Here is a 23798-nt window from a genome sequence, read left to right on the forward strand (position 1 = left end):
GAGACTCTCATGTCAGCCGCATCCTGTTACGCAGTGCGCCGCTGCTGATTTCATTACACCGTGTCCCTATTTCTTCTCGGCTCCATCATCTAAGATACTGCGATGCGATCCGACATCACACGGTCTTTCCTCCGCCTTGTCATGCTGACCTGCTGCATCAACCTCTTCCAGGGTTGGGGAGACGCCTATGCCGTGAGCGGGTTGACACTTGTCGATGCCTCGTTTGCATCGCGCATTACCGATCGTCAACCCTCTCGCGTGTCACAATCAGTGCGCGTAGGATCACTGGAGGATTCACGCCTCTGGTTCTGGCTGCACCTGGCCTGCACCGGAGCGTGTGAGCAGAAGATCGCCAAGAAGGGTCATGTCAAGATCTTCCTGGACTGGTACCTGGAGGAAGAGGGAATCCTGAAGAAACAGTCCAGTCTGCCGCTGAACCTGAAGGCATCCACATGGAGAACCTGGGCGGTGAAGCACATGAAACCGGGAGCCTGGGTAGTGGTGATCCGAGCCGAGGACTCCCAGTGGGTCTGCTTAAAGGACCGGTGTGATTTCGCCATTGAGGTGAAAAATGGCAAAAAGAAGTCGCCACGTCATCGATAATCGCTCTCAAGCTAGACATTCACAACTGCATTTCAATCACTCCTCCTCCCCAATTCTGATCCTGGGAATAACCGTCCCGTCGGGAGTAAACATAACGTCTTGATAGTAGCTCTTTGTCCTACGAGTCGACCGCCCCTGGTCTACTACTTCTTTCTTGGCGACCCGTATAACTTCGGGCCCACTATCGCTAATACGTATCGACCTCACGATGAAGGAGGAATCCATGTACTCCAAAGTCTTTTTAATGCTCGTCGGCATGTTGACTGTCCTCACCCCCGTAATCGGAGGGGCGCAAAGCATCTATGAAGCAAAGATGTACGCGGTCACCACCTGGGATGCGGGCTGCTCCGGAGCCACCCGCGACTGGTGGGATAACATGGCGGATGCCTGGTACAACGAGATCACGCGCGTGGGAGTGAAGATCTTCGGTTTTTGTTTCGGTGGGCACTGTGAGGAGGCTTATCGCCGGGACGGTCGGCAGGTCAACGGCAACATCGTCAACAGCCAATTCGCCGATGCATCAGTGGTGAGCTGGGGCAATGATACCGCCCATTTGGATGAAGGCGATGCCGTGTTGGTGGCATGGCATGGGTCTGAGAGCGGCAATATCTACGTCGGCAGCATGCGGGTCGATGAGAGAGGCGCCGGAGATTGTAACCTCAGACGGGACGAGATGCTGTTGGGCAATAGCGATCTTGAGTTCCTGCATCTGTCCTCGTGCCAGAGCATGGATGACAACCAATGGTCGACGTGGTGGCAGGCGTTCCGGGGTGTTCATCAGGTCGACGGATTTCATGGCTTGATGTGGATCGGCTCGGGACTCGTCGACGATTATTCCGATTTCGCTGCAGACGGATTCAGCACGACGATTGCGAATGCCTGGTTGGACAACATGTATCATCCCAACATCAGCGGCAACGACGATCAATGTCCCGTCGCCTATGCCGTCGGACGAAACAGCGACGATACGTGGCGTCGAATCGGATCGGAACGCTACGACAACGTGCTGTCCGACCCGAGGGCCATCGGCTATTGGGGAGTCATTTATATTTCGGGATGCGACCCCGCCAACGAAGATGTGATCAACAGCAATACGAATTCGTGACGTCGTGAAGGAGGCGCCCATGAAGCTCGGTATGACGTGTTTCGCTCGCCCCGCCATGTGGATCATCCTCGCCCTCTGTACGGTGACGCTTGACGGATGCGCGAGCCGACAGCCGCCTCCAGAGAGGGAGGCCCAACCGACCACTCAACCAACAAGACCGGAGCCTCGTCCCACACCACCGCCGCCGTCCGACTCACGACCGGACGTCGATACGCAACGCCTCTCGTCTCTCATTGACCGGGCGCTTCCCAAATGGAGCGAAGGCGTGCTCACCGTCCGCGACGGCCAGGATTGGACGGCGACGCTCGACTTTCGACGCGTGGCAGAGGCGATGGGTGACGATCTGTTCAAGCTCAATGAACTGCCTCCCGGCATCACGGAAGTCGCCGACAAGGAGCGCAGCATTCGTCTGGTGCCACAAGCAGGAAAGGTGCGATACCTGAATCGCAGCCGGGCCTGGGACTCCGCCAAAGGACTGGCGAAAGCCATCGAAGAGAAGCGAGCCGTGGAAGTGGTAGAGAAAGCCATGAGCAGGCTTGGTATGCCGCTGGAGGAAGCCGCGGACGCGCGAATCAATACGCAAATGGCCGCGGGAGCACCGGCTGGATCGGAAAAGATTCGTGATCAGTACGAGATGGCGAGGATCGTCGCGTTCCCGCGAACGATCGCCAATGTTCCCATCTACAACTCCCGAGTCATGGCAGCCGTAAGTAACGAAGGCATTATCGAGCGCTTCCAAGCCGTCTGGCCGACTTTCCGACTCAAGAAAGAATTGGCCCTGCTCGATCGTCAATCCGTAATCAAGCAGATTGCCGAACAGATTGCGCGGCAGAATCCGGATGCCGATTTAAAAGTTCAAGCCTATCTCGCCTATGCCCCAATGAGTCCCGACGATGAAGAGCCCCAGTTTGTTCCATCGGTGATCGTATCGGTCTATGCCAAGCCGACTCCCTATCAGCTGGTGGTGCCTGTTGCGCAGATGCAAAAGCAGACGCGTGAGCGTGAGGACAAAACGCAGGAGCCGCCGATACGGAACGAACGTGAGCCCCTGGAGACGCGCTGACGTGTAGGATTTCAAGCGTTGCTCCGCCTCGGGACTGAAGGAGGCGATGAGCAGGCCCCCGCGGCGACGGCCGTTTCGCCGCGGGGCCATGGCTCTCGCGATGTATCCCCAAGCCGTTTCACTTATCGTCTTCTCTGTTCACGCCTGGGAGGGCAGGACCGTCTTGCAATCCCATCATGCCACCTCGTAAGCTTCAACTCGATACCAGATGGCCATTTTCTCGACCGTGAGGTTCACATGCAAATTTCTGATCTGTCTCTCGACGAATTGAAAGAGCTGGTGAAGGGCCTCGTCGATGATCGGATCCGGGATCTGTTAGGAGATCCCGATCTCGGGCTACAGTTGAGCGACGCCGTGCGGACACGCCTGAAGAACTCGCTTGCGTCGGAAACGCGGGTCACGGGCGATGAAATGGCCGATCAACTGGGATTGCGATGGTAGCACGCCATGCCATGGTATCGCCTCGCCTTTAAGCCGGACGTCATGGCAGATCTGGTGCCGCTCGAGAAAGACTTGGCCCAACGACTGTTCGACAAAACCAAATGGTTGGCGTCGAACGTCGCCAATCTCCGCCATGAGACCATTGCACCGGATTTACCCGGCGTGGCGAAGTACGCGGTCGGCGACTGGCGTATCTTTTATTCGATCGACTGCGAGGAACACGTACTGACCGTACATGGCATCATCCATCGCAAGGACCTTACAGGATGTTGAAAAATGCCACCGGATGCGTTCTCGGCTCGAAACAATCCTCAACGCATCCCCAAGGGTACGCCTCCGGTTGTTTCTTCATCTGCGGCCTTGCTCGGGAAGGGGCGCGTCTTGGCGCGCCGGGGCGGGAGCGTGTAATGATGACCTTTTTGAGCATCCTATGAGAGTTACAAAGACATAATTCATTTTGATGGAGGCCGTACCAACAGTGCCTGACGAGCTGTTAATTACACAGGAACTCGCCGCCGCCGAAGCGGCGCGGAACGAAGGCAACGAAGGCAAGGCGCGGGTCTGTGCTCGACGGGCTGTCGCCCGCGCGACGGAGGCATGGATGGAGCGTCTACCTCTTCGACGGTGGCATGGGGATGCGATGGAACATCTCCGTCAGATTCAGCAGGACGCCTCTTTCCCCCTTCCCATTCGGCAAGCGGCCGAACGGTTGAGCACCAAAGTAACCCAACAACACACTGTCCCCTTCACCACCGATCCGATCGGTGACGCGAAACTGATGATCGCGCACCTAAGCCCCCAGAAGCCAACAGAGGATTAGTTTGAAGCAGCTCGGCCAACGGCCTGGCTCAGCTGAAAAAAACTCCTAGGCCGGTGCATCAATCCATATCAGCCTGTTTTCCACCATGGCTAATCCGCTCCAAATGGATGATCAATCGCAAGCAACCATTCTCCAGTCGGTTGCTGCCGCGCGACCTCGACGCTCTTGCCACTTATTTCAATCGGATGGCCCTGAGGGTCCTTACCATTTAGATGCCATTGTCCACGTGTGAGAGCGATGCCACCTTGTTTCATGACGTAGACGGTCTCGATACGCATGGTGCCCCGTACAGCTAAGAACTGCTGCAGCGCTTGCTTGATGGAGGAACGGCCCTGTGCGACCGTTCCAGGTTGCGGGACGAGGCTGGCCTCTGGCTCATAGAGCGCCAGAACCGCCTCAACATTGGCCGAATTGAAGGCGGTCTCAAATGCTTTATGCAGATTGTCCGGATTGGTAACGCCCATAAGGACTCCTTTCGTTTTTTCACGATGGTCAAAGAAGATTATAATGGCTCAAACGGCCGTTCGGGTCGCTCGTCCCGGGAGAGAAACTTCCATCCGCGCTCTCCATCCTCATCGAAACTTCCGAGAAACGAACGCTGCGGCTCCAGAAAGCGAAACTCGCTCAGCGTGATGATGCAACGTCGCGGATCAATGACGCGCGCATCGTACTGTCCGATCACATAGAGCAGCCCCGTGGATGTGCCATAGAGATTGCGGCGGCTGACTCCCCCCGTGTCGGGAAACAAATCCATGCTCGCCCTGCAACCGTTCGGGCCATCGACCCGCATCTTGAGATTGTACCGGGCCAAGAAGGGATGGGATGCCACCCGAGTCACAGTCACCCGCGTCCCGACCGACCGCACCTCCACCGTAGCCCGCTGAGGCACATCGCTTCGGCAGCCGACGAGGAGCAGCAGCAGCAGGAAGATTCCCAAGGCGGCACACTTGGACGAACCCGGTCTCATGTGAACTCCGGCTCCGGCTTAAATGGCCACCATAGGTTCACGGACAAGACACTGACTCGATTCCTCATCTGCTTCAGGTCCAACAATGTGAAACGATGGTGACGACCCTACGGAGATGGCAGCGGGGCTGTCAATAGCCGGAGTCTTTTCTCCTCGGTCCACGCCAAAGGATCCACGCATTTTTCTTTTCTTTTTCATGAGCGCTTGCTACAGCCTCGCCCACCATCCGCAACAGAGTCCGTTCATTTATGTACTTTGAAAAGAAATGTTCTGAGCATTGATGCATCAATCTCCTAAGCTGTATCCGTGACGATACGGCGGGTGTATCACGGTAGATAAACTCAGTACGATCTCTGCTGTGCGGACTCCTCGGTTCATTCCTTCTAAACGCCTTGCACAACAGCGTAGTCACTTCCTTCTCTGTCTTGGGACTGGATCTTGCTGAAGCCGGGCAGGCAATGCGAGACCTGCAGGTCCGTATCATTCATCAATCTTTATTCACAGGAGAGCACCATGCCGAAAGAAGACAACGCGTCCTTTAACCTTCACGTGCGAGCAAATCTAGTCGATGTTGCGAAAACAGATAAGATGCCTGAAACGGCAGCCTATGCCTTCTCCTCCGAAGGAAAGCTGCTGGCGTCTGCGCCGATGGATGGACAGGGAACTGCGACCCTCACGCTCTCGCTCGCGTCAACAGTGACCAGAGTGCGCGTGCTGGTCGGGCCCAAGACCGACGACAAGGCAGCGGACTTCAACGACCTCATCCGCCGCGGCGCGCAGGAGCAGCATCTCCGCATTAGCGCCAAGGAGCGGCGTCAGGACGTACAGCTGACGATTTTGCCGCCTATCTGGAAGTGCTGGCTGCTCAGTGCGTGTTTCGTGAAGGGCAATCTCAACAAGCGCGTGCTGGTGGGCGGCTCCTACGTGAACTATCCGGTATGCAACGCGACCGTGGAGGTCTACGAAGTCGATCCTCTCTGGATCATCATCCCCAAACTCCCCGACCTCGTCATCGACCGCTTGCGTGACATCATTGTCAATCCGCGGCCGTTCCCTGAACCGACCCCTCTTCCTGGTCCTCTGCTCGGTCCCGGTCCTGACCCGGCGCCCTTCGCTCGTGCCGCCATGCTTCAAGTCACCGCAGAGAGGCCGCATCAGATTGACGCCAACGCCGCGAGCGCGTTACGCCAAGTGTCGGAGAGTTCCGACCTTCGCTTTGCAGCCCAGGTGGGCAGCAAGCTGCAATTCCAAAAAGCGCTGATCGATCATGCGGCAATCATCCGGCCGCTGCTCTGCCTCTTCTATCCGCGCTTCGTCACCATGCAGCGAGTGGCCACCGCCCACACGAACGAGTGCGGCCATTTCCAAACGCTCTTTTTCAAGGGCTGCAACAATCCCGATGTGCCGGATCTCTACTTCAAGGCCAAGCAAAAACTGTTCGGCTTCTTCGACGTGTATATCTATGCCCCCACACCGATCGCGTGCCACACATGGTGGAATTACGCCTGCGGCAGTGAGGTGAACCTCTTTACGTCGAGCCCGTGGGCCCAGACCTGTTCACCATGTCCTCCGGTCGTCGGCCCGTCCGGCAAGAATCGCTGGGTGGCCTTCCTCGCCATCGGCGGGCACGGAATGAACAACATCTACGGCACCGCGACCGACCTGGCGGCGAGCACGACCAGTGCAAACCTGGGGCTCACTCAAGACGGTGGGCCGTGGGGCGGAACGCTTCTCCCGCGCCTGGAGTTTTCAAACGATCTCGAAGCGGCCGGCGTGCGCTATTACCAACTATCGTGGCGGAAAGGCAGCGCCGGAAGCTTCCTGCCGCTCACCGGCCAGGTGCATCACTACTATCGTCATGATGTCGCCACACCGACGGGCAACATGCCGGCATGGACGCCAGAGTTGCTCGGCCCGGTGGCTGTTGACGACGGGATGGGCCATCAAGTGCCGAACCTGTTCAAAATCCCATTCCCATCCGTTGCCCCGGCCGGCGTGTGGGATGCGCCGCCGGACATCAACGAGATCAAGGAGCATTTCGCCAGTGCAAAGTTCCCGAGCCAGGACATCGCGCCGGGGATGAGCTATGACTCAAACGGCAATACAGTGGGCACGGATACGAGTGGCAAGTATCAGATCAAGGTCGATCTGTTCGATGCGCAGGGGCAGCCGGTCAACATCTCGACGCTCGGCATTGTCTACGCCGTTCCGACAGATCCGGACGGATCCGGCACCATTAACACGGTAGACGCTTCCACGCTGAGCCTGGTCAGCGGCAACAGCATGGTCGTCACACTGCACGTGGATAACAACCGCTGCTTCGCGGCCATCGACGCGCCCACCATCGGCGCGGCCTCGGCCGACCCCTGCTGCGGCGTCCTCAACTACCAGCCCACCGATTCGGTCACCATGGGCTGGACCGCCAAGCACCCGCATGGCTTTGCCCGATATCACTTTAGTGTGATTCGCGGCATCAACAGCGTCATCGAAAACCCGTCCAGCGGGTGGACGCCTGTCGCCGGCAGCAGCAGCCCGATCTCGCAGACGGTCGACCACATGCTGAACGACAACCTACCGGTGGGTTGCGCAGTGGACGGCTGCCCGGTCGCCGGGTTCAGCGAGAACCTGTATGTCGATGCGATGGCAACAGACGGATGGAGCAGCGAGCTGGGCTATGACGCCAGCGCAGCCCGGGCATTTGTGCTCGCAAAAAGCTGAGTCAGATAGGAGTCAGAAGGCGGGCGTCGCCTGCGACGCCCGCCTAGATCCGTAGAAGATGAAGAGGTCAGGGAGCCGCCACGCAGACGCGTGGCGGCTTTGGTCACACCGGTTCGCTCTCATGCCGCAAGAAGAGCTACTTCATTTTTTCCGGTACACGTTCAGCCCGATTTTTTCCTCACGGTTCGGAATGGTCACATTACCTTCCGTCGAGGCGATGATGGTCGTCTTCCCCGACGCAGACGGCCCGAACTCTTTTGACAGATCGACCTTGATCGTCAGCATCGTTCCTTCGACGGTCATCTCAACGTTCTTCATAATAGTGGCCTCTCAGTGGTGGACGAACCGCGAACACGCCATGATCAATCCTCGAACATTTATTCGACTGATATGGCGCAAGCTGTACAGGGGGACGGGGCAGGAAGTCAATCAGCGCAAAAGCCTCACGTACTCCCGCAGGCGGGAACGAATCGAGAGGTCGGCTGACAAAGAAGATGCAACACCACTTCGGGGAGCCTGAGCTCTTTCACTAAGCTTGCCATGGGAGGGCTGATGAATTCGAACGTCGGGTGAGATTAAACCGATTGGACGGGTTCAAAGGATTCTGAGACGAATCCTTGGCGGGTGCCACGGTGGCTGATTCACAGACAAGTGCCCGTATCCATCAACGGCACCGCGGGGCACGCGCAGGATCAGCCGGCCGCAATCAGCTGGCGCACTTTTCATGTTTCACGGCGGGTTCTGTCACGCGACACTCGTCAATTGTAAATTGTGCGCCACGTGATACGAGTGCCCCCCCTTTCCGCCTCGGCACTTTTTTTCAGCTTCTTTGTTTAGAAGGGTTCTATTTATTGTCAGGAGCCAGATGTTTGTATCTGGCTTTAAAGTAACAGTACACCTCATGCTCAACAAGTTTTTTGGCAGTGACCCCTGCGGCGGTTTCAACCGCGGCAGCAAGCGTCTCGTTGTTGAGACCCGAAATAAGCCCTCCTCGGATCGCCTTTCCCATAGCTGCAGTGACGAATGCCTCCGCCTGTGTACCTGTAAAGGTGATGCTGTCACTTGCCAGGGATGTCACTAATCTGCCCTTCTCGTCCTCAAATTTCACAGTATCCCAAGTTGGATAGTCGCGCTCCGGAAACAACTTCAACTTATCAATTACTGCAGATGATTGAGGCTGTGCGGGCACATAGAAGATAGAGTCAAAAAAGGCCTCAACGAACAGCCGTGTGAGATCACTACTGATCCGACCAGAATTAACTGTCGCGGACGAAAGCGATAAATTAGTGCCCGCCTGGCTGATATTCAGTGACCAGGTCGGAAAGGCAATGGAATTGCCATTCCTGTCTACAAATCCTCCTGATTGCAACAGAAGTTGGAATTGCTCAGTGCCAGGATCACTCATCGTTCGGCCTTTGAACGCCGGGGACCCGAAATAATCCCGCTGATAGAGGGCCAGTAATCTTATGAATGGCTTTTGATCTTTTAGAGTGCGCCGGAGAACTTCATCATTGATCAGTAATGGCTGAAGCTGCTGCGCCGCCTCTGCCAAGACGAGAAACGCCTTGTGGTGATCAGCGAAGTCGAGTTCTGCTTTATTCGTCTGTGTCCCAATTGCTTTCACAAAGTTTTCAAGGCTTCCTGACACATCCTGACGAAGATGCTGCGCGACAACGCTCTCTATATGCCTCACCTTGAGTATGATTTCTTGAGTAGGTTCATGCGCTGAAGGAGGTTCACTGCCACGGGCTGGAACGTACGGCCCTAGCTCCACAGAGCATTGTTCAAATTCAGATACCTGAGAGCTCTCCCAGGCAGGCAAGGGTTTCAACGCAGCATGAAGCCCGGAAAGAGGTTGTATCGTAGGGAGAGAAACGGAGGATTTCTGGCACATACATCCGCTAATGAACGCTGTTAGTGCAAATATGGAAAGTTGCAAACTCGTTTTGAGCATGGGTAAACCGTCCTGTTAGTGGTTGCGCTGCTCCAAATTCGTACAAGAGACACTAGCTAACTTATCGTATTTAGTCTAACTCCTCTAAGTTTCTATGAGCGTTGGACTTGGGCAAGGAATGGTATTTCAACAAGCAATGCGGGATTTAAGAATAGCGAATGCCATTTGAGGTTCAGTCGTCCTTCGTGAAGTGGAGCAGGTTAAACTCGCCATTAAAGCAGAGAAAGCGTCTCAATACGTCTATGCCGGGAAACCTCTTCCCATGAAAAGGTGCCTGCATAGCATGCAAAACGCTTGTACGTCATAATTTGCGGGAACCGTTCGCGACAAGGTTCGCGAACGTCACAGAATGCAGCGGCTGAGGTCGTATTGCACACTCGGGTACACCGATGCGTAGGTGGTAGCTGGCTCAATAGGAGGGCACCATGGAGACATTTCTTATCTCGCTGATCACATCGAGTGTCGTCGCCGCAATCGTAACTGCCGTAACCAACCTGTCGATAGAAAGGATGAAACAAAAGACCGAATTTATGGCGGAACAAGTTGTCCGCGAACTTCTTGAATCGCCGCAGTATAAAAAGCGGTCGTTTGCAGTAATTCAACGTCGTTTTGGTGAGGCCTTCCCCGATAATGAGCTGCGCAAAATACTTGTTCGTGCCGGAGCCGTACGTTATGAGAGAAAGCACACGGACCAAGACGAGGGCCAGGAGTTTTGGGGATTGTTAAGCAGAAACCGGGACCAACTATAGGAAGGCGATCGGTCCGAACTACCACTCGGTCGCGTCAAACACGTTGCCGAATTTGAAGTCCGAAAAAATAAAGAGCCCATGCGGGGAAATGTGATGTCCTCCTTGCCTTGCATCTGCCGAGCTACATCCCAGCATCGGCGGTAACTCCGCTGCAATTCGAGCGATAAGACCATGAGTCTTGCCTCCTCTGGCAAAGAGTATGGTATCCACCTGCATCCTTCAAAGAACCTTTAAGCCTGATTCTGTCCCATTTCCTTCAGTTCGAGGTCAACGGCCGCAAACGATTACTGAGGTTACATCGTGCCGGGTGTCATCGACCGGCATATCGCTGCCCCGCGCACATGATAACGTGACCACTTGCCAAATAGAGACCTGGAACCTATTCTGAAGAGAAAGGAGATCACACACATGAGCAACCTTCCCGACCACAGTGCTGTTTGTGGCATTGATGGATGCGCCCCGACAGCCAGAAAGCCTGATCAGGAGGAAAAACCGGTCGCGACTGCGTCGGCGGTCCGGCATGAGCTGATCATCGTTTCTGATGTTATCTGCCCATGGTGTTTCGTCGCCAAGAAGAACCTCGAAAGGGCTTTCGATCTTATGCCGAACTGCTGCGACTACGCCATCATCTGGCGCCCCTACGAGCTGAACCCCCGCATGCCGAAGGAAGGCATGGACCGGCGCGAATACCGATCCCGCAAGTTCGGCTCCTGGGAACATTCATTAGCGCTCGACGCGCAGGTTGCCCAGGCCGGGCAACAGGCCGGCATCACCTTCCGCCATGATCTCATGGAGCGCACCCCGAATACGCTCAACGCGCACCGCCTGATCTGGTTTGCACAGGGCAAAGGAGTACAAGACGCGATCGTCGAAAGCCTGTTCAAGGCTTACTTCACGGAGGGCCGGGACGTCGGTGACCTTGTGGTCCTCGCCGACCTAGCCACTGCGGCCGGCCTCGACCGAGCGAAAACGGCCGCGTTTCTAGCCAGCGACGAGGGCGCGGAGGAGGTCCGGCTGGAGGAGAGCATGGCGATGTCGAAAGGCATCAGCGTCGTTCCGACATTCATTCTCGACGGCGAAGAACTGTTCTCTGGCTCCCGCAAGCCCGATGTGATCGCGGCCCACCTGACCGAGGCGGTTGCGCATGCAAAGTGACGCCTTGAAATCACTCCGCGTCGCGATCAACGGCGGTTCCATCGATGGCCTGTGTGCCGGGGTTTCCCTCCATGGCAACGGAGCACAGGTCGATATTTACGAATGGATCGCTGGGCCTCATGGAGACGTGCGGGGCCGGGATCGTTGTTCACCATGAGGAGGAAGCAGGGGGGAACCTTCGATTGGTGGGCGCGCGGCCGGCCCGGATTCATCGAATCATCGAGCCGCATCCGACCAGACGATTCACCCGCCGGCAAACACCGGCCGAAACCCGGCCTTGATGAGGATGCGGGCCACTTCCGTGCGCTTGTCACCCTGGATCTCGATCCGTTCCTCCTTCACCGTGCCGCCGGCACCGCAGGCTTTGTGCATCTCTTTGGCGAGTGTCTCCTTCTCCGTGAGGCTGATGCCGAGAAACCCCGTGACGACCGTGACGGTCTTGCCCCCGCGGTGCGCGGTCTGGCGTATGATATCGACCCGCCCCCGGTCCTTCTTTCGCACCGTGGATGGTGCTTGAGACGGCCCGGCATCAGGCCGCACCTCGCGCCCCGGCGGTAGTTCCACGTTTTTCAGCACCGCGAACGGACTGTTCCACACGATCGGCTCACCGGTCGTAGGAATGCGTTTTTTTCCTTTCATATCCTTACCCTGTTTCAATGACCGAATGGAACGGAAGCTTTTTTCAAAGTCGTCAACTCAAGGTGCACGGCGTTCTTCCCGTCCCCCAGCAAAACGTGCCCGTCTTGAATCGTGCATTGTAACTCCATGGTTCGTTGCGCCAGCGTGGCTAAGGCACGGACCCCATCCAAGGGCAGATTCATCACGGTCAGATTAGACAGCCGCTCGAGTGCCGCCATGTTGTCCTTCCACCACTGATCCGCGCCGCGGCCGCCATAGGTATAGAAGCAGACCTGTTTGGCGCGACCACAGGCCTGACGAATGGCTTTCTCATCGCGCTGACCTACCTCGATCCAGAGCTCGATGAGGCCCGTCAAATCCTTTTGCCACAGATCGGGCTCATCTTCGGTGCTCAGTCCGCGGCCAAACGACAAACTATCGTGTGCATGCAGCGCAAAGGCCAGCAGGCGGACCATCATGCGCTCGTCCGTTTCGGACGGATGGCGCGCCAGCGTGAGCGCATGGTCTTGGTAGTAGTGGCGGTCTACATCGGCGATTTGCAGTGTCGCTTTGAAAATGGTCGCATTAGAGGCCATAGAGTCGTGGTTCCTTATTGCCTAGATTCGGATGAATTGAACACTAGCCCGAACGGACCGTGGCGGGCCGCAGGGATAATCTTACGCTGGTATGGCACTTTGTAACGGCCTATGAGCTTCATCGGAGTTTTGTCGTGAGCCTCGGGACCATCATCGCGGAAGAATTCCAAAAGACATGATGGGGCGATGCGATTCTAAGAGCCTGGTATGAGTCGTCACGGTGCGGCCATCATAGCGAAGGGCGAGATGCTTCAATTGCCATAATCGCCATAGAGATAGACTTGGGCAGAGGCCGCAAACGATGTATCTCGCTAGACGTGCCCGCCGATGATGACAATACCACTTCGAGTGGGGTAATCGAGAATCGGACGTTGCAGGAGACTCTGATCACATGGAGCAATTCAGGCGGGGAAGATACCAGGTCCTAAAATCCATTGCTAGGTTGAGGACCGGCTCCATTCCATGCTGAGCACTGAGAGCACCATTTCTTCCCGTGAAGTGAGAGGAAGTGCCGTCATTTGCTCGCCTATCTCAATGATAGCAAGATACAACAACCTATGGCTTATGGCTCAATGCATATCACAACGCCAACGCACTATCCCGAAGATTCGCGTTATTAAGTTCCACCGGCTTTATAGACTGCTCAGTGTTTCCTCCAGGGCTGCAGCAATCCCAGTTCGTACGCGTAGCAGACGATGTCCGCGTTGGTTCCTAAGTTGAGCTTCTCCAGGATACGCCGCCGATAAGTGCTCACTGTCGCAACGCTCAAGTGGAGGATCTTCGCGATCTGCCCGACGCTCTTTCCCCTCGCAATAAGGTTAAACACTTCATACTCCCGATTGGTAAGCTGTTTATGCGTAGCCGCGTCATTCGCCGGCTTTAGACTCGTGACGAGGTTTTCAGCCAGCGTAGGACTGATATAGAGACCGCCTGCCAAAAGTTTTTTCACCGCCATGATAAGGTCTGAGCAACACGCGCTTTTGCTGAGATACCCGTGAGCTCCTGCCCGTAGCATCCGAGGACCGTATTCAGTCTCGGGATGCATGGTCAAGACAAGAATGCGGATCGATGGACATATTTCTCGAATAGCCCGAGTTGCCTCTAATGGGGACAATCCCGGCATAGTGATGTCCATAGTCACCAAATCGCATTTTGTCCTTTTGACCACATGCAGCATGTCCTCTGCATTTGACGCTTCTTCAACCGATATTCCGGGCAACCCCTCTAATAGATGTTCTTGAACCCCTCGCCTGAAAGACGGGTGGTCGTCGGCAATCAAAATTTTTGTCATAACACTCCCCTGCGTAGCTAGCGCCAGACCATGCCAGACACGTCACTGCATCGAACGCGGCAAGAATGGGCCTTACCGCACGACATACGTATTCTTTGTCAAACACTGCCCGCATGGCTGTGGTGGTCTTTAAAGCGGCGCACATAAATGCGTTCCACCTTTCCTTTCGCACGCGTTCTAGACCAGCACCCTCTCTACGTAGAAGATGTTCAGGCCATATGTTGGCCTTCAAGTCCCGAACTGTAAGACCGAAGGGCTTCTTATCTTTAAGGCCATAACGTTCACGCTAGGACGTTTACTGGCAATTCTCTATTCATCAGCGGAACGGAAGGGTCCGCGTCATCATTCCAAGGTCAATATATGAATTAAAGCGAGCAAGCTCCGGCTGTATGTATTCCGGGTGTGGGACTTTGAGTGGATAGTCTTTGACCTCTTCTTCGCCGGGCTTCCCCAACACGAAAACGATGCCATGCCACTCGTCAAGGAACCGACCAATCGCCATCCTTAGATTGCCTCGCATTGGATCCGCGACATAGACACGTCCCCGGTCTATCCCTCGCAGGACAGCAAAATGCTTATAACCGAACGGCTCCACAAAAATGAGAATCGGGGCCGTGACTCGGGCTAGCTGTGACATCGTCAATCGAAAGCCGGCCGCCTGAAACCCCTTCTCGAGCGCCACTCGCTTCAGATCCAATAGGGAAAACCCTCTTTCGGCCTTCCGCGCCTTCTCCTGCTCCGTCAGGGGGGACATCAACATGGTGAGAATTTCTTGTTCAGAGGTCTGTTCGCCATAATAGTAGATCATGAGCGTGGCCAACGCCGCGGCTCCGCACGAAAAATCCTTCTCTTGCTTGATAACGTGTAGATCACGGAGTTCCTTCAGCGTATGGCGCCGCACCGGTTCGTCGCTGCTCGCCCATTCGCCCGGCTGACCGGTAAAGGCCCCACACGCCGGGCACATCCCGATAGCGAGAAGCAGCAGTACAGTTCTAACTGCCTTCATGTTCACTTCCTCAGAACGCCGGAAATCGATAGGGAATCCGGATCCCGATAATGGTAAAGGCTTGGTCCGTCAGCGCGACGCCTACGACCGGCTCAATGAAGAATCGCTTGGTGATGAGGACAGTGGTGGTAAAGAACAAATTCATGATTTCCCGGCTTCCAATACCCACCGCAGTCAGACCGGGGCCAGCCGAGAGGCTGGTTTCCGGCACCACGAGCCGCTGTTCTCCAGGCGCAATGATCGCTCCGGCGAGTTGAATGGTAAAGCTGACTCGATCATTGAGCGAGAAACCCATGCCGAGGCGATAGTCCACGCTATCTCCAAGTGTCAGCGTAGACGACGGGAAATTATGCGTGTAGCCGATGCGCCCAAAGAACACGACGGGATCAATGCTCTTGAGCAGCGTGATTCCTCCTCCTGCATTCCAATTGCCTGTTCCTGCCAGACCAGTCCCTCCGGTCCTCGATTTGCCCTCGACATCCAACGTTAAGCTCGGACGAAGACCGCGCTCGTACCAGACCTGATACCGAAGGGCGGCACTGAGATCACCAAATCGGTTTTCTTGCGAGGTGGCACTCGCGACGCCAAAATCCGAATGTTGTTCCGCGTGTACAAAGACAGGCGCGGAGACGTCCAACTCCAGGCCGTCGGTCAAAATCCCATACCGCAGCACGATCGTTTCATCGAACAGGCGCGTCGTGAGCTTGGCCAGACTCACTTGCGTCGGCGAAATCTGAACGAAGCGCTGCTGCGAATTCCTGCTGTAAAAAGAATCAAATTCCACCATGAGTTCGCGTTTGCGAAGAAAGACCTTTTGCTGCCTTAAGAACAATTCCGTCAGACGCTCCGTTTCCTCCGCCTCCTTCTGGCGGCTTCCCTGCGTGTCCGTCTCAACCTGTTTTGAGGCGGTTCCTTTGGCTTGCTCCTCTGAGAAGACCAGTGGTGTTTCATAGCAGCTGAAAGCAAACACGATGACAATCACGAGATGTTGCCGTGCAATGAAGAGGCAACAACCCTGCCGAATGCGAAACATTAACATTTCGACTCCTAAGTCTATTCCTTCCACATCTGTAGAGACGTATGTAAGTGGGTATTCGAATATACATATAAATATCATTGATGATTCCAATGACAATCGTAGAGAACGTTACGAGAGGACACGTGGAGAAAACTTCTACCAATGCGGTTACTACGCAGACACCGATATCGATGCTACGCCGATCTAATGAAATAGAGTAACGTAACCGGCGGTTCCATACAGGTAGAGTATGTTCGATGAACACGTACGAGCTTGCATGATTGGCGCACACGTTTGATTCAAGTAATGTCGCGACAGCTGATCACGTGGGTTGTGCAGCCCAGACATTCACCGTATTAACTCTTTGGAGGCACCATGAAGAAATTACTTGGAGCAGGACTTGTCGCAGCACTCGCCATGGTCGGTGGACCAGCATTCGCGTCGGATAACGAGGGTTTTCGTGCCCTAGCCGGGCTGAACTCGGTTTCCGAACTCTCCGATGGCCAACTCGCGGCCGTTGAAGGAGCTGGCTATGAAGACAGTAACGGGAATGGGCATGCCTACGCCTACGGCCATGACAAGGATATTGTCGTCCGCGTGGACCAGGACGTGACCAATAGAAGCGCGATCAGCCTTGATGACGTGAAGGTTACCGGTCATTCGACCCTAACTATTAATGTAACCCAAACGGCCACGGCCAACGCCTTTACACGATAACCGAAAAGGGCTGCACATCCTTTGGTGAGAGATGAGTCCGGCATGCACCTAGGGGCGTGCCGGACTCAGTTTGTTTATGGCGGCACTGTCGAGAAGAAGAACGATGATCCGTATCCGGTGTGACGAGGCAGAATCATGGACGACTGATTGGACTGGAGGTCACGATGCGACAACTGAAGGTCGAACGCAAAGCTGAAAAAGCTGAATGCGGAATGGGCATTGCGATGGCATTGTTTTTGTTCTCCGTCCCCACTCCGGCATCAGGGCAAGATATAAGTGCTTTCCATGCGCTAGATGGAGTGGATGCACGAGAAGAGCTGACGGATTCACAATTGGCCGATGTGGAGGGAGGTCAGGCCGGGACATTTGCCGTGGCAGGGCAGCGGGAGTTCTTCTTGCCCAATAACGGAAATGTAGATATCAGCTGTACCCCGGCCTGTGTCGTGAGCATTCAGCCTGGAAGTCTCACGATCACAAGTACGAGCAGTTTTGCAAGCAACACGGTCACGACTTTTAGCAGCTCAGGGAGCAGTCAAGTCAATATCTCGAGCAGCATTTCAATCGGCAGATGATAGTGCTCCATGCTGCACGGTAGCGCCTATAAAAAGGAAGGCCAGCTCTTTGGTCTCGATCCAAGGGCTCGCGAGCCTCCTATAACTCTGCCAAGAGGTCGCATGGATACCCCCGGGACGAGATTTACTTACAGGTAGATATAGCGTGTCAATGCCTGCATGTATCCCACTCCATTCGGTGCCATGCAGCAGCATCAGTCCTTGCCAGTCCAGTCTCCATCGTCCTTTGCACTAGCTGAATTGAAAGGTGGTGATCGCGACCCTCCATCGCCTTCTCTCGCTATTGTTTGCAGGCACCCGAGAGTCAACTTTCCTTGCCGACACCTATGTCAAATGACTGAGCTGAAAAAGAAGCAGAGGCAATTGTCGAACACCGAACAGTAGAGTGGACGTCTTGGAGCTATGGTTGAATTGAATGCATGCAATTGGGCGGGCCTTTATCCAGCGGTCACAGGAAAGAGTGATGAGCGACGGGGAGAAGGCGTATCATGTGGCCAAGATCCTAATCGGCCAACTCGTACTGATAAGTGGAGGAGCGCACCCTTAAGCAGGCGTGCTCCTCTCTGAGCTCCGTTTAGTACCGCTAGGACGCTTCCTTCACATCGACGTCTTTGCGACGGACCGTGTCCTTAATATGTTCAGTCCGCTCCGTCGCCGTCTTATTGACGACGACCTCTTCGACGACTTTCGCTTGTTTGCTGACGACCGGCTCTTCCGCCGTCTCCGTCAACTCAATAGGATTCTCCGAGATCAGATCCGATGCCGTCGCGGCCCGGTCCGCTGGCCGGCGCGTGACCTCCACATGCTCTTCGCGGAGAGTCACGGCTTCCTCCACCGGAGTCTCGGTCACCGAAGTGTAGACCCGCACACCCCCCCGTCGAATGGTACGCTTGCCGATCGCCAGCTGCTCCTCGACGACCGGAATGGCGATCGACTCGTCGGGCTTCCACCCAGCACTCTTCCATTCAACCGCCCGCGTATCGATATCGACCGCATTGTGATCGGCGAAAATGCCGGCCACTTCCTGTTCCCTCCGCTCGTCGCTCCGTACGGTGAGCAGCGTGCCACCACGCCTCAACCCTTCATGGTAGTACGGGACGTCTTCATGATGAACGGCCGATCCGAACATCCTCTTAAGCCGGTCCCCCCATGTCTCATCCGATGAACCTTCGGTGGCAGCCTCCGAGCCGTCATGCTGTGTCATCGACATTTCGGTCGCCGGGATGCCGGACGCCTTCAATGCTTCCCGAGCATTCGCTGCCTCTTGCTGCGTATCAAAAAGACCCATCACGATAGTGGCCATCGTTGCCTCCTTTATGTGTGCCCATTTCAGCATTCATGCGTGATCACTTCCTGTCTGTTCACAGTCTATGCAGTCTAATAGTGGCCTAGCCAGACTTCATATCAGCAGCGTATGGGTTGTCATGTCATTCTTGGGGCAGGGCGACGTGATCAGCGTGCGGACGCAGCTATCCTCATGGAGTTATGCTCTAGCAAAGGCACGCAAGTGGTTGTGAGGTAACAATACGAATGGTCCCTGACGAAGGAAGGAGTACATGCCGGATACTCGTCCGCAAGCAAGGGCATGTAGACTCAGCCCCAGATCGATATATATGGAGCAGCAATATGAATGCAGGTACGGAATCCAAACTTTGACCCTGATTATCGCGTCCCTCATATTGACTTCTCCGCTGTCCGAATCTACGTCCTCCATGGTCCCGACCTCGGCGCGCGTGCCTGGCGCTATCGCGCTGATGAAGGACATGCAACAGCGGAATGAAACCATCCGGGATACGATGTGCAGCACCGATGTCGAAGTGACCAGGCCAGGCCCGGAACGAGCCAGTCTTTACGGGTCGTCTGACGCAGAGTCAGACTTCAGGGAGAATTATCAGTCCGTGTATGCCAATGCGGGCCTCGATTTTGAACAGGTGGAGCCGGCCTATCGCTACGGTTATGAGCTAGCTCGAGACCCGCGAGGCGGCAGCTCGGATTGGAGCGCGGTTGAACCACACGCTAAACAGACCTGGAAAGAACATCATCAAGGCTCCTGGGACCAGTACCGGGGTGCGATCAGGTATGGTTGGGAGCGGGCGCGCCGCGAGATAGGGTCGAAACGATCCAGACAGGCACAACCATGATGGCTGAAGAATCAAGTAACAGCACCCCGACACCTCCCTCTGCCTCGTCAGAAAAGCCTATTGTCGTTCCTGTCGTCCAGGAAGAGCTGCAGGTCGGTCTACAAAAGACAGAAACCGGACGGGTCCAGATCACAAAGTCGGTGCAGGAGCGTGATGTCCTCGTCCAGCAAGCGTCCATGCATGAGGAGATTGAGGTTGAACGGGTATCTGTGAATCGATTTATTGCAGAGCCGGCGTCCATCCGTTATGAAGGCGACACGATGATCATTCCGGTGATGGAGGAGGTCGCCGTCATTGAGACGCGGCTGCGGCTCAAGGAAGAGCTGCGCGTCACCAAGCGCCAGATTACGACTCCTAGGAGTCAGTCGGTTCGGCTGCGAACCGAAGAGGTTCACGTGGAGCGTGTCCCAGCGCAAAGCGACCAGCCTGGGCAGGCTACCTCTACCGACGCCTCCTCGGAATGAGGATGCCGTGCTTAGATGGCCGATTGTTCCGCATGCTCAACGGCCCCATTTTTCATACTGAACCATAATCGCATTTAGCCGGAGCCCGGCGACAACAAAAAGTCGAAGTCGGCTCTGGTCAGCACGCCCTGCCCGGCGCCCCGCACGGTCCCGCGCATGACGGCCTCATAGAGATCGAGTTTCTGCTGCTTGAGCGCAATCATCTTTTCCTCGATGCTATGGCGCATGAGCAGCCGCACAATCGAGACGGTCCGCTGCTGTCCAATGCGATGCGCGCGATCGGAGGCTTGGCTCTCGACAGCCGGATTCCACCAGGGGTCGAGATGAAAGACGTAGGTTGCTTTGGTCAGGTTCAGGCCCTGGCCTCCTGCCTTGAGGCTCAGGAGAAAGATCCCCGGGCGCTCGCCGCTCTGAAAGGCTCTCACACGGGCTTTGCGCGCCGTCAGCGACGTGGACCCATCCAGCCTCTGATAGGGAATGGCATGCCGGTCACAGGCTTCCTGCACGATATCCAGAAACTCGGTGAACTGCGAGAAGACCAGGGCACTGTGTCCCTCGTCCAACAGCATCGGCAGCTTCTCCATGAGGAAGTTCAGCTTGGGCGAAGGCTCCTCTTCTCGTTTCGTCAAGAGACGAGGCGAAAGACAGATTTGGCGGAGTTTGAGGATGGCGGTGAGCGCGATAATCTGCGCCTGAGCCGCCGTCCTTGTCTGATACGCCTCGTCGATGGTGGAGCGGATCTGGGCCACCGTCTGCCGGTAGAGCGCCTTTTGCCGATCGGTCAGATCGAGAAACACCTCGCTCTCGATCTTCGGCGGCAAGTCGTGGAGGACCTGGGCTTTCGTTCGCCTCAAGATGAAGGGCCGCGTCCGGCGAAGGAGCCGGTCCATGGCATCGCCCTGCATACGTTTCAACTCCGTCTTGAAGTCATCATAGTCTCCGAGGAGACCGGGCAAAGAGAGATCGATTACGGAAAAATATTCCCCCAGGTGGTTCTCGAGCGGCGTACCGGTCATCGTGATCGTAAAGCTGCCTTTGAGACGACGGACAGCGCTGGTCGTGTCGGCGTGAATGTTTTTGACGGCCTGTGCCTCGTCGAACACGAGGACGTGAAATGCCGTCCGTTCCAACGCTTCAATGTGCCGCCGAACCAACCCATACGTGGTCAGCACGACTTCGCCGCTTTCGGCATCAAGCACCCGTTCGCCGCGATAGACCCGTACCTTCAAGGCCGGCGCGAATCGCGCCAGTTCCTGCTCCCAGTTAAACAGCAGACTGGTCGGCACCACGACCAGATGGGGCCCTCGCGCAGGCTGTTGGATGAGGTTTTCCTTAATGGCGGCCAGCAGACAGATCACTTGGAGCGTTTTGCCTAATCCCATGTCGTCGGCTAAACAGGCGCCGAACCGATGTCCATGGAGAAACGCAAGCCAGCCATACCCGTCCTCTTGATAGGGGCGCAGCGTCGCGTGCAGACTGCGCGGGAGCGGCGGCGGCGTGATCCGCTGGAACCCCGCGAGCCGGGCCAGCACGGCCTCCTCATCAGCGGGCAGCGTCACCGTAATGCCCTGGTTGCGCAGATGCAGCCAGTCCAAAATTTGCAGCCGCGGTATGTGCACAATTTGCGCTGCCTCGCGCGCCGATGAGGCCTGATGGGCGAGACCGACAATTGCACGCAAGCGTTCCAGTGTCGAATCATCCAGCACGCGAAGACCGCGCTCCGTCTGGATGACCCCACCCTCCTCCAAGGCCCTCCGCCACTCCGCTTCATCCAAGACCACGCCGTCGCACCGGATCTCCGGCCGGATCTCGAACCAGTCGATCTCTGTTCGATAAGGCTCGGCCCCGTCTCCACCTTCACGCGCTACCTCCACTCCGCAGTCCCAATGGGAGCGCTGGATCGGCTTGTCCTGGTAGAGAAGGCGGATGCCCGCGGCGGTCAGTGTTTCCAATAACCGGGGCAGCCCCTTGAACAACACCGCGGCATCGACCTTCATTTCGTCACTGCGCTGCATGCCGCGAAAAATTTCCGGGCCGAGGACTTCACTCGGAATCCGATACAGCAAGGCTTCACGGGCCTTGTTCACCGGCCATAGCTCCCAGCGATCCGCCTGGATGCCGAGACGCACATCCTGACGGGAGAAGGTGTGCCACGTATTCCGCAGAATGCGCTGTGCATCAGTCATGACTGAACGGGCTCTAAAATCGCCTTCATACAATGCAACCTTGATGCATCGGTCCCGCTCCTGGGGATCTGGCACTGAGAGCAACTTGAAGAAGGTTTCATAGAGAACCGTCTTGCGTTTTCGGGCACGGAATGCGGTGGGTAACGTAGACGCCTGCTCCACATGAGGGAACAATCCGAAGACGGAGACGCTGGGCGCCATGCTGAGACTCCCCCACCGGCACTCAGCTCGCAGTGTGTATGGCGCGGCCGGCGCCCCGTCGGACGGCAATGGAGGAATCAGAACCAGTCGGTACGCCGGCTGCTCGGCGTCCGGTTCAGACTTTCGACGAGGAAACGCCTGCATCCGGCCATCCACCGTCAAGATGAGATCGGCCGCCACGTGATCGAGGTGCTCCTGCATGATGTCGATTTGCACGGCCTGAAATTCGCGCAAGGAGCAAGTGACGGCCCGAGTCTCGCTCCGCCTTTGCCATAAGCTCGCCTCAGACTCATCGGGCAAGAGCACCGCGCGGATGTCCTGACTAATAGTCCGCTCGGGGGTAAGAAACGGATGGCGGCTATCCATTCCGCGTTGAAACGCGAACCACACGTTCCATCCCTGTTCGTCTGTCAAGCGCAATAGTCGTCCACCATTCAGGTCAACAATGAATGACCGGAAGCGCACGAAACGCTCCAGTTCGTGGTCATCCGCCAGACAGACCGCACGGGCCGTGACCTGATCTCGGTTCACGTCCAGCGCGGTCTTGTAGAGGCACTTCACGGATGGTTCCCATTGAAGAGGAATTGATTCCTGGTGCGTTTCCACAATCAGGGGGTACGCATGTTTGTCCTGCCGCAGATAGCGGAGCAATGGATCCTCGCCATGCCCACGCACAAACGTAGAGGCATTGAGCAGAGGGGTCAGTTCGGACGGCACGGATCCCTTGGGCACCCATCCGAAGGACCAGCCGACCTTCGTCCCATCGCGGCGGAGAAACAGCGAAGGCTCGTGGTGGCGCGCATCGATGACGATTTCGAAGCCGGTCTTCACACTCACCGCTTCAGGTGACACGTCCCGCGGATGCGGACCGCCGAGGAGCTCACCCTTGAGTGTCTCGCGTGGCGCCTCTTGAGTCCGGGTGAATCCAAAGGCATCAGGCGACAACAGATTTTTGGTGGTGAAGCAGGCGCAGAGGACATGTTTACAGAGCGAGTCGGGGTCCCAGGCCGGACAATCGCACGTCGCGGTGAGGAAGCCACTCTCGATGGAAAAGCTCACGGCATAAGGTCGAGGCCTCTGCCCCTGCACCGACGCCGTCAGCGTCGCGCCGTCCGGACTCCACACATAGTGGTGAAGCCGCTCTTGCCGATAGTAGGCATATCCCCGGATGACGGACTCCTTCGGAGCCATCGTATAGAACTCATTAGGAGAAACGGCGCGAAACGCGGCGAGGAGTGGAGAAGTTCGTGAACCGACCCCGGAAGGGGGCTCGGGCGCAATCAACGGCATGCGATGGGACCACATCTTCCTGGGCATGGACAACCACTATAACGAGAGGCAGTGAAACCCTTCAACCTGCAGCGAGACCTTGATTGCCTTCATGGCGGAACGATTCAGTGGAGAAGAGTGATA

Annotated in this window: 25 protein-coding genes; 14 read left to right on the top strand and 11 right to left on the bottom strand. The window is 56.2% G+C overall.

Annotated features, from left to right (window positions below; genetic code table 11):
* The first annotated feature begins 102 nt into the window (after positions 1 to 102).
* The 6 genes from ACWHYZ_RS21155 (at position 103) to ACWHYZ_RS21180 (ending at position 4032) form a co-directional block, all read left to right on the top strand.
* Positions 103 to 603: a DUF2914 domain-containing protein gene (locus ACWHYZ_RS21155; protein WP_447984644.1), complete on the top strand. Its 501-nt coding sequence runs from the start codon at positions 103 to 105 to the stop codon at positions 601 to 603.
* Between the two features lie 223 nt (positions 604 to 826).
* Entirely contained in the window at positions 827 to 1708 is an 882-nt protein-coding gene (locus tag ACWHYZ_RS21160; protein WP_447984645.1) for a DUF6345 domain-containing protein, read from the top strand.
* A 19-nt stretch (positions 1709 to 1727) separates the two neighbouring features.
* Positions 1728 to 2771: a hypothetical protein gene (locus ACWHYZ_RS21165; protein ID WP_447984646.1), complete on the top strand. Its 1044-nt coding sequence runs from the start codon at positions 1728 to 1730 to the stop codon at positions 2769 to 2771.
* Between the two features lie 237 nt (positions 2772 to 3008).
* Positions 3009 to 3212 carry a hypothetical protein gene (locus ACWHYZ_RS21170; protein ID WP_447984647.1) on the top strand — a complete coding sequence of 68 codons (204 nt, stop codon included), beginning with the start codon at positions 3009 to 3011 and terminating at the stop codon, positions 3210 to 3212.
* 6 nt (positions 3213 to 3218) lie between these two features.
* Complete coding sequence (locus tag ACWHYZ_RS21175; RefSeq protein WP_447984648.1) at positions 3219 to 3485, top strand: type II toxin-antitoxin system RelE family toxin; 267 nt, start codon at positions 3219 to 3221, stop codon at positions 3483 to 3485.
* Between the two features lie 205 nt (positions 3486 to 3690).
* Positions 3691 to 4032 carry a hypothetical protein gene (locus ACWHYZ_RS21180; RefSeq protein ID WP_447984649.1) on the top strand — a complete coding sequence of 114 codons (342 nt, stop codon included), beginning with the start codon at positions 3691 to 3693 and terminating at the stop codon, positions 4030 to 4032.
* An 89-nt stretch (positions 4033 to 4121) separates the two neighbouring features.
* On the opposite strand, the gene ACWHYZ_RS21185 is transcribed toward ACWHYZ_RS21180, so the two are convergent.
* Both ACWHYZ_RS21185 and ACWHYZ_RS21190 read right to left on the bottom strand, forming a co-directional pair.
* Positions 4122 to 4496 (bottom strand): YybH family protein, encoded by a 375-nt coding sequence (locus tag ACWHYZ_RS21185; RefSeq protein ID WP_447984650.1) that lies wholly within the window; start codon positions 4494 to 4496, stop codon positions 4122 to 4124.
* Between the two features lie 38 nt (positions 4497 to 4534).
* Entirely contained in the window at positions 4535 to 4999 is a 465-nt protein-coding gene (locus ACWHYZ_RS21190) for a hypothetical protein (protein WP_447984651.1), read from the bottom strand.
* A 513-nt stretch (positions 5000 to 5512) separates the two neighbouring features.
* Between ACWHYZ_RS21190 and ACWHYZ_RS21195 the strand changes: the two genes are divergently transcribed.
* Positions 5513 to 7717 (top strand): hypothetical protein, encoded by a 2205-nt coding sequence (locus ACWHYZ_RS21195; protein WP_447984652.1) that lies wholly within the window; start codon positions 5513 to 5515, stop codon positions 7715 to 7717.
* Between the two features lie 141 nt (positions 7718 to 7858).
* Here ACWHYZ_RS21195 and ACWHYZ_RS21200 read toward each other — a convergent pair whose 3' ends face one another.
* Together ACWHYZ_RS21200 and ACWHYZ_RS21205 are read right to left on the bottom strand one after the other, a co-directional pair.
* Entirely contained in the window at positions 7859 to 8035 is a 177-nt protein-coding gene (locus ACWHYZ_RS21200) for a hypothetical protein (RefSeq protein WP_447984653.1), read from the bottom strand.
* Positions 8036 to 8561: 526 nt separating this feature from the next.
* Positions 8562 to 9671: a hypothetical protein gene (locus ACWHYZ_RS21205; protein ID WP_447984654.1), complete on the bottom strand. Its 1110-nt coding sequence runs from the start codon at positions 9669 to 9671 to the stop codon at positions 8562 to 8564.
* 425 nt (positions 9672 to 10096) lie between these two features.
* Between ACWHYZ_RS21205 and ACWHYZ_RS21210 the strand changes: the two genes are divergently transcribed.
* From ACWHYZ_RS21210 to ACWHYZ_RS21220, 3 genes are all read left to right on the top strand, one after another.
* Positions 10097 to 10420 (top strand): hypothetical protein, encoded by a 324-nt coding sequence (locus ACWHYZ_RS21210; RefSeq protein ID WP_447984655.1) that lies wholly within the window; start codon positions 10097 to 10099, stop codon positions 10418 to 10420.
* A 408-nt stretch (positions 10421 to 10828) separates the two neighbouring features.
* Positions 10829 to 11575, top strand: a complete 747-nt coding sequence (locus ACWHYZ_RS21215) for a DsbA family oxidoreductase (RefSeq protein WP_447984656.1) — start codon at positions 10829 to 10831, stop codon at positions 11573 to 11575.
* The gene (locus ACWHYZ_RS21220; protein WP_447984657.1) at positions 11565 to 11732 is read left to right on the top strand and encodes a hypothetical protein; all 168 of its coding nucleotides are present in this window, start codon (positions 11565 to 11567) and stop codon (positions 11730 to 11732) included. Before ACWHYZ_RS21215 ends, ACWHYZ_RS21220 begins: the two co-directional genes overlap by 11 nt.
* An 86-nt stretch (positions 11733 to 11818) precedes the next feature.
* Here ACWHYZ_RS21220 and ACWHYZ_RS21225 read toward each other — a convergent pair whose 3' ends face one another.
* The 5 genes from ACWHYZ_RS21225 to ACWHYZ_RS21245 form a co-directional block, all read right to left on the bottom strand.
* Positions 11819 to 12214 carry a translation initiation factor gene (locus tag ACWHYZ_RS21225; RefSeq protein ID WP_447984658.1) on the bottom strand — a complete coding sequence of 132 codons (396 nt, stop codon included), beginning with the start codon at positions 12212 to 12214 and terminating at the stop codon, positions 11819 to 11821.
* Positions 12215 to 12228: 14 nt separating this feature from the next.
* Positions 12229 to 12789: a YaeQ family protein gene (locus ACWHYZ_RS21230; protein WP_447984659.1), complete on the bottom strand. Its 561-nt coding sequence runs from the start codon at positions 12787 to 12789 to the stop codon at positions 12229 to 12231.
* A gap of 643 nt (positions 12790 to 13432) precedes the next feature.
* Positions 13433 to 14080 carry a response regulator gene (locus ACWHYZ_RS21235; RefSeq protein ID WP_447984660.1) on the bottom strand — a complete coding sequence of 216 codons (648 nt, stop codon included), beginning with the start codon at positions 14078 to 14080 and terminating at the stop codon, positions 13433 to 13435.
* Positions 14081 to 14396: 316 nt separating this feature from the next.
* On the bottom strand, positions 14397 to 15086 hold the full coding sequence (locus ACWHYZ_RS21240) for a C39 family peptidase (RefSeq protein ID WP_447984661.1): 690 nt from the start codon (positions 15084 to 15086) through the stop codon (positions 14397 to 14399).
* A gap of 10 nt (positions 15087 to 15096) precedes the next feature.
* Positions 15097 to 16125: a hypothetical protein gene (locus ACWHYZ_RS21245; RefSeq protein WP_447984662.1), complete on the bottom strand. Its 1029-nt coding sequence runs from the start codon at positions 16123 to 16125 to the stop codon at positions 15097 to 15099.
* Positions 16126 to 16479: 354 nt separating this feature from the next.
* On the opposite strand from ACWHYZ_RS21245, the gene ACWHYZ_RS21250 reads away from it, so the two are divergent.
* Complete coding sequence (locus ACWHYZ_RS21250) at positions 16480 to 16821, top strand: hypothetical protein (protein WP_447984663.1); 342 nt, start codon at positions 16480 to 16482, stop codon at positions 16819 to 16821.
* 164 nt (positions 16822 to 16985) lie between these two features.
* Positions 16986 to 17393: a hypothetical protein gene (locus ACWHYZ_RS21255; RefSeq protein WP_447984664.1), complete on the top strand. Its 408-nt coding sequence runs from the start codon at positions 16986 to 16988 to the stop codon at positions 17391 to 17393.
* Positions 17394 to 17976: 583 nt separating this feature from the next.
* Here ACWHYZ_RS21255 and ACWHYZ_RS21260 read toward each other — a convergent pair.
* Complete coding sequence (locus ACWHYZ_RS21260) at positions 17977 to 18696, bottom strand: YsnF/AvaK domain-containing protein (RefSeq protein WP_447984665.1); 720 nt, start codon at positions 18694 to 18696, stop codon at positions 17977 to 17979.
* A 460-nt stretch (positions 18697 to 19156) separates the two neighbouring features.
* Between ACWHYZ_RS21260 and ACWHYZ_RS21265 the strand changes: the two genes are divergently transcribed.
* Together ACWHYZ_RS21265 and ACWHYZ_RS21270 are read left to right on the top strand one after the other, a co-directional pair.
* Positions 19157 to 19534 (top strand): hypothetical protein, encoded by a 378-nt coding sequence (locus ACWHYZ_RS21265; RefSeq protein WP_447984666.1) that lies wholly within the window; start codon positions 19157 to 19159, stop codon positions 19532 to 19534.
* Positions 19531 to 19998 carry a YsnF/AvaK domain-containing protein gene (locus tag ACWHYZ_RS21270; protein ID WP_447984667.1) on the top strand — a complete coding sequence of 156 codons (468 nt, stop codon included), beginning with the start codon at positions 19531 to 19533 and terminating at the stop codon, positions 19996 to 19998. Before ACWHYZ_RS21265 ends, ACWHYZ_RS21270 begins: the two co-directional genes overlap by 4 nt.
* 74 nt (positions 19999 to 20072) lie before the next feature.
* Here ACWHYZ_RS21270 and ACWHYZ_RS21275 read toward each other — a convergent pair whose 3' ends face one another.
* Positions 20073 to 23702, bottom strand: a complete 3630-nt coding sequence (locus tag ACWHYZ_RS21275) for an SNF2-related protein (protein ID WP_447984668.1) — start codon at positions 23700 to 23702, stop codon at positions 20073 to 20075.
* Positions 23703 to 23798 lie beyond the last annotated feature (96 nt).

Source organism: Nitrospira sp. Nam74 (genome assembly GCF_965152615.1).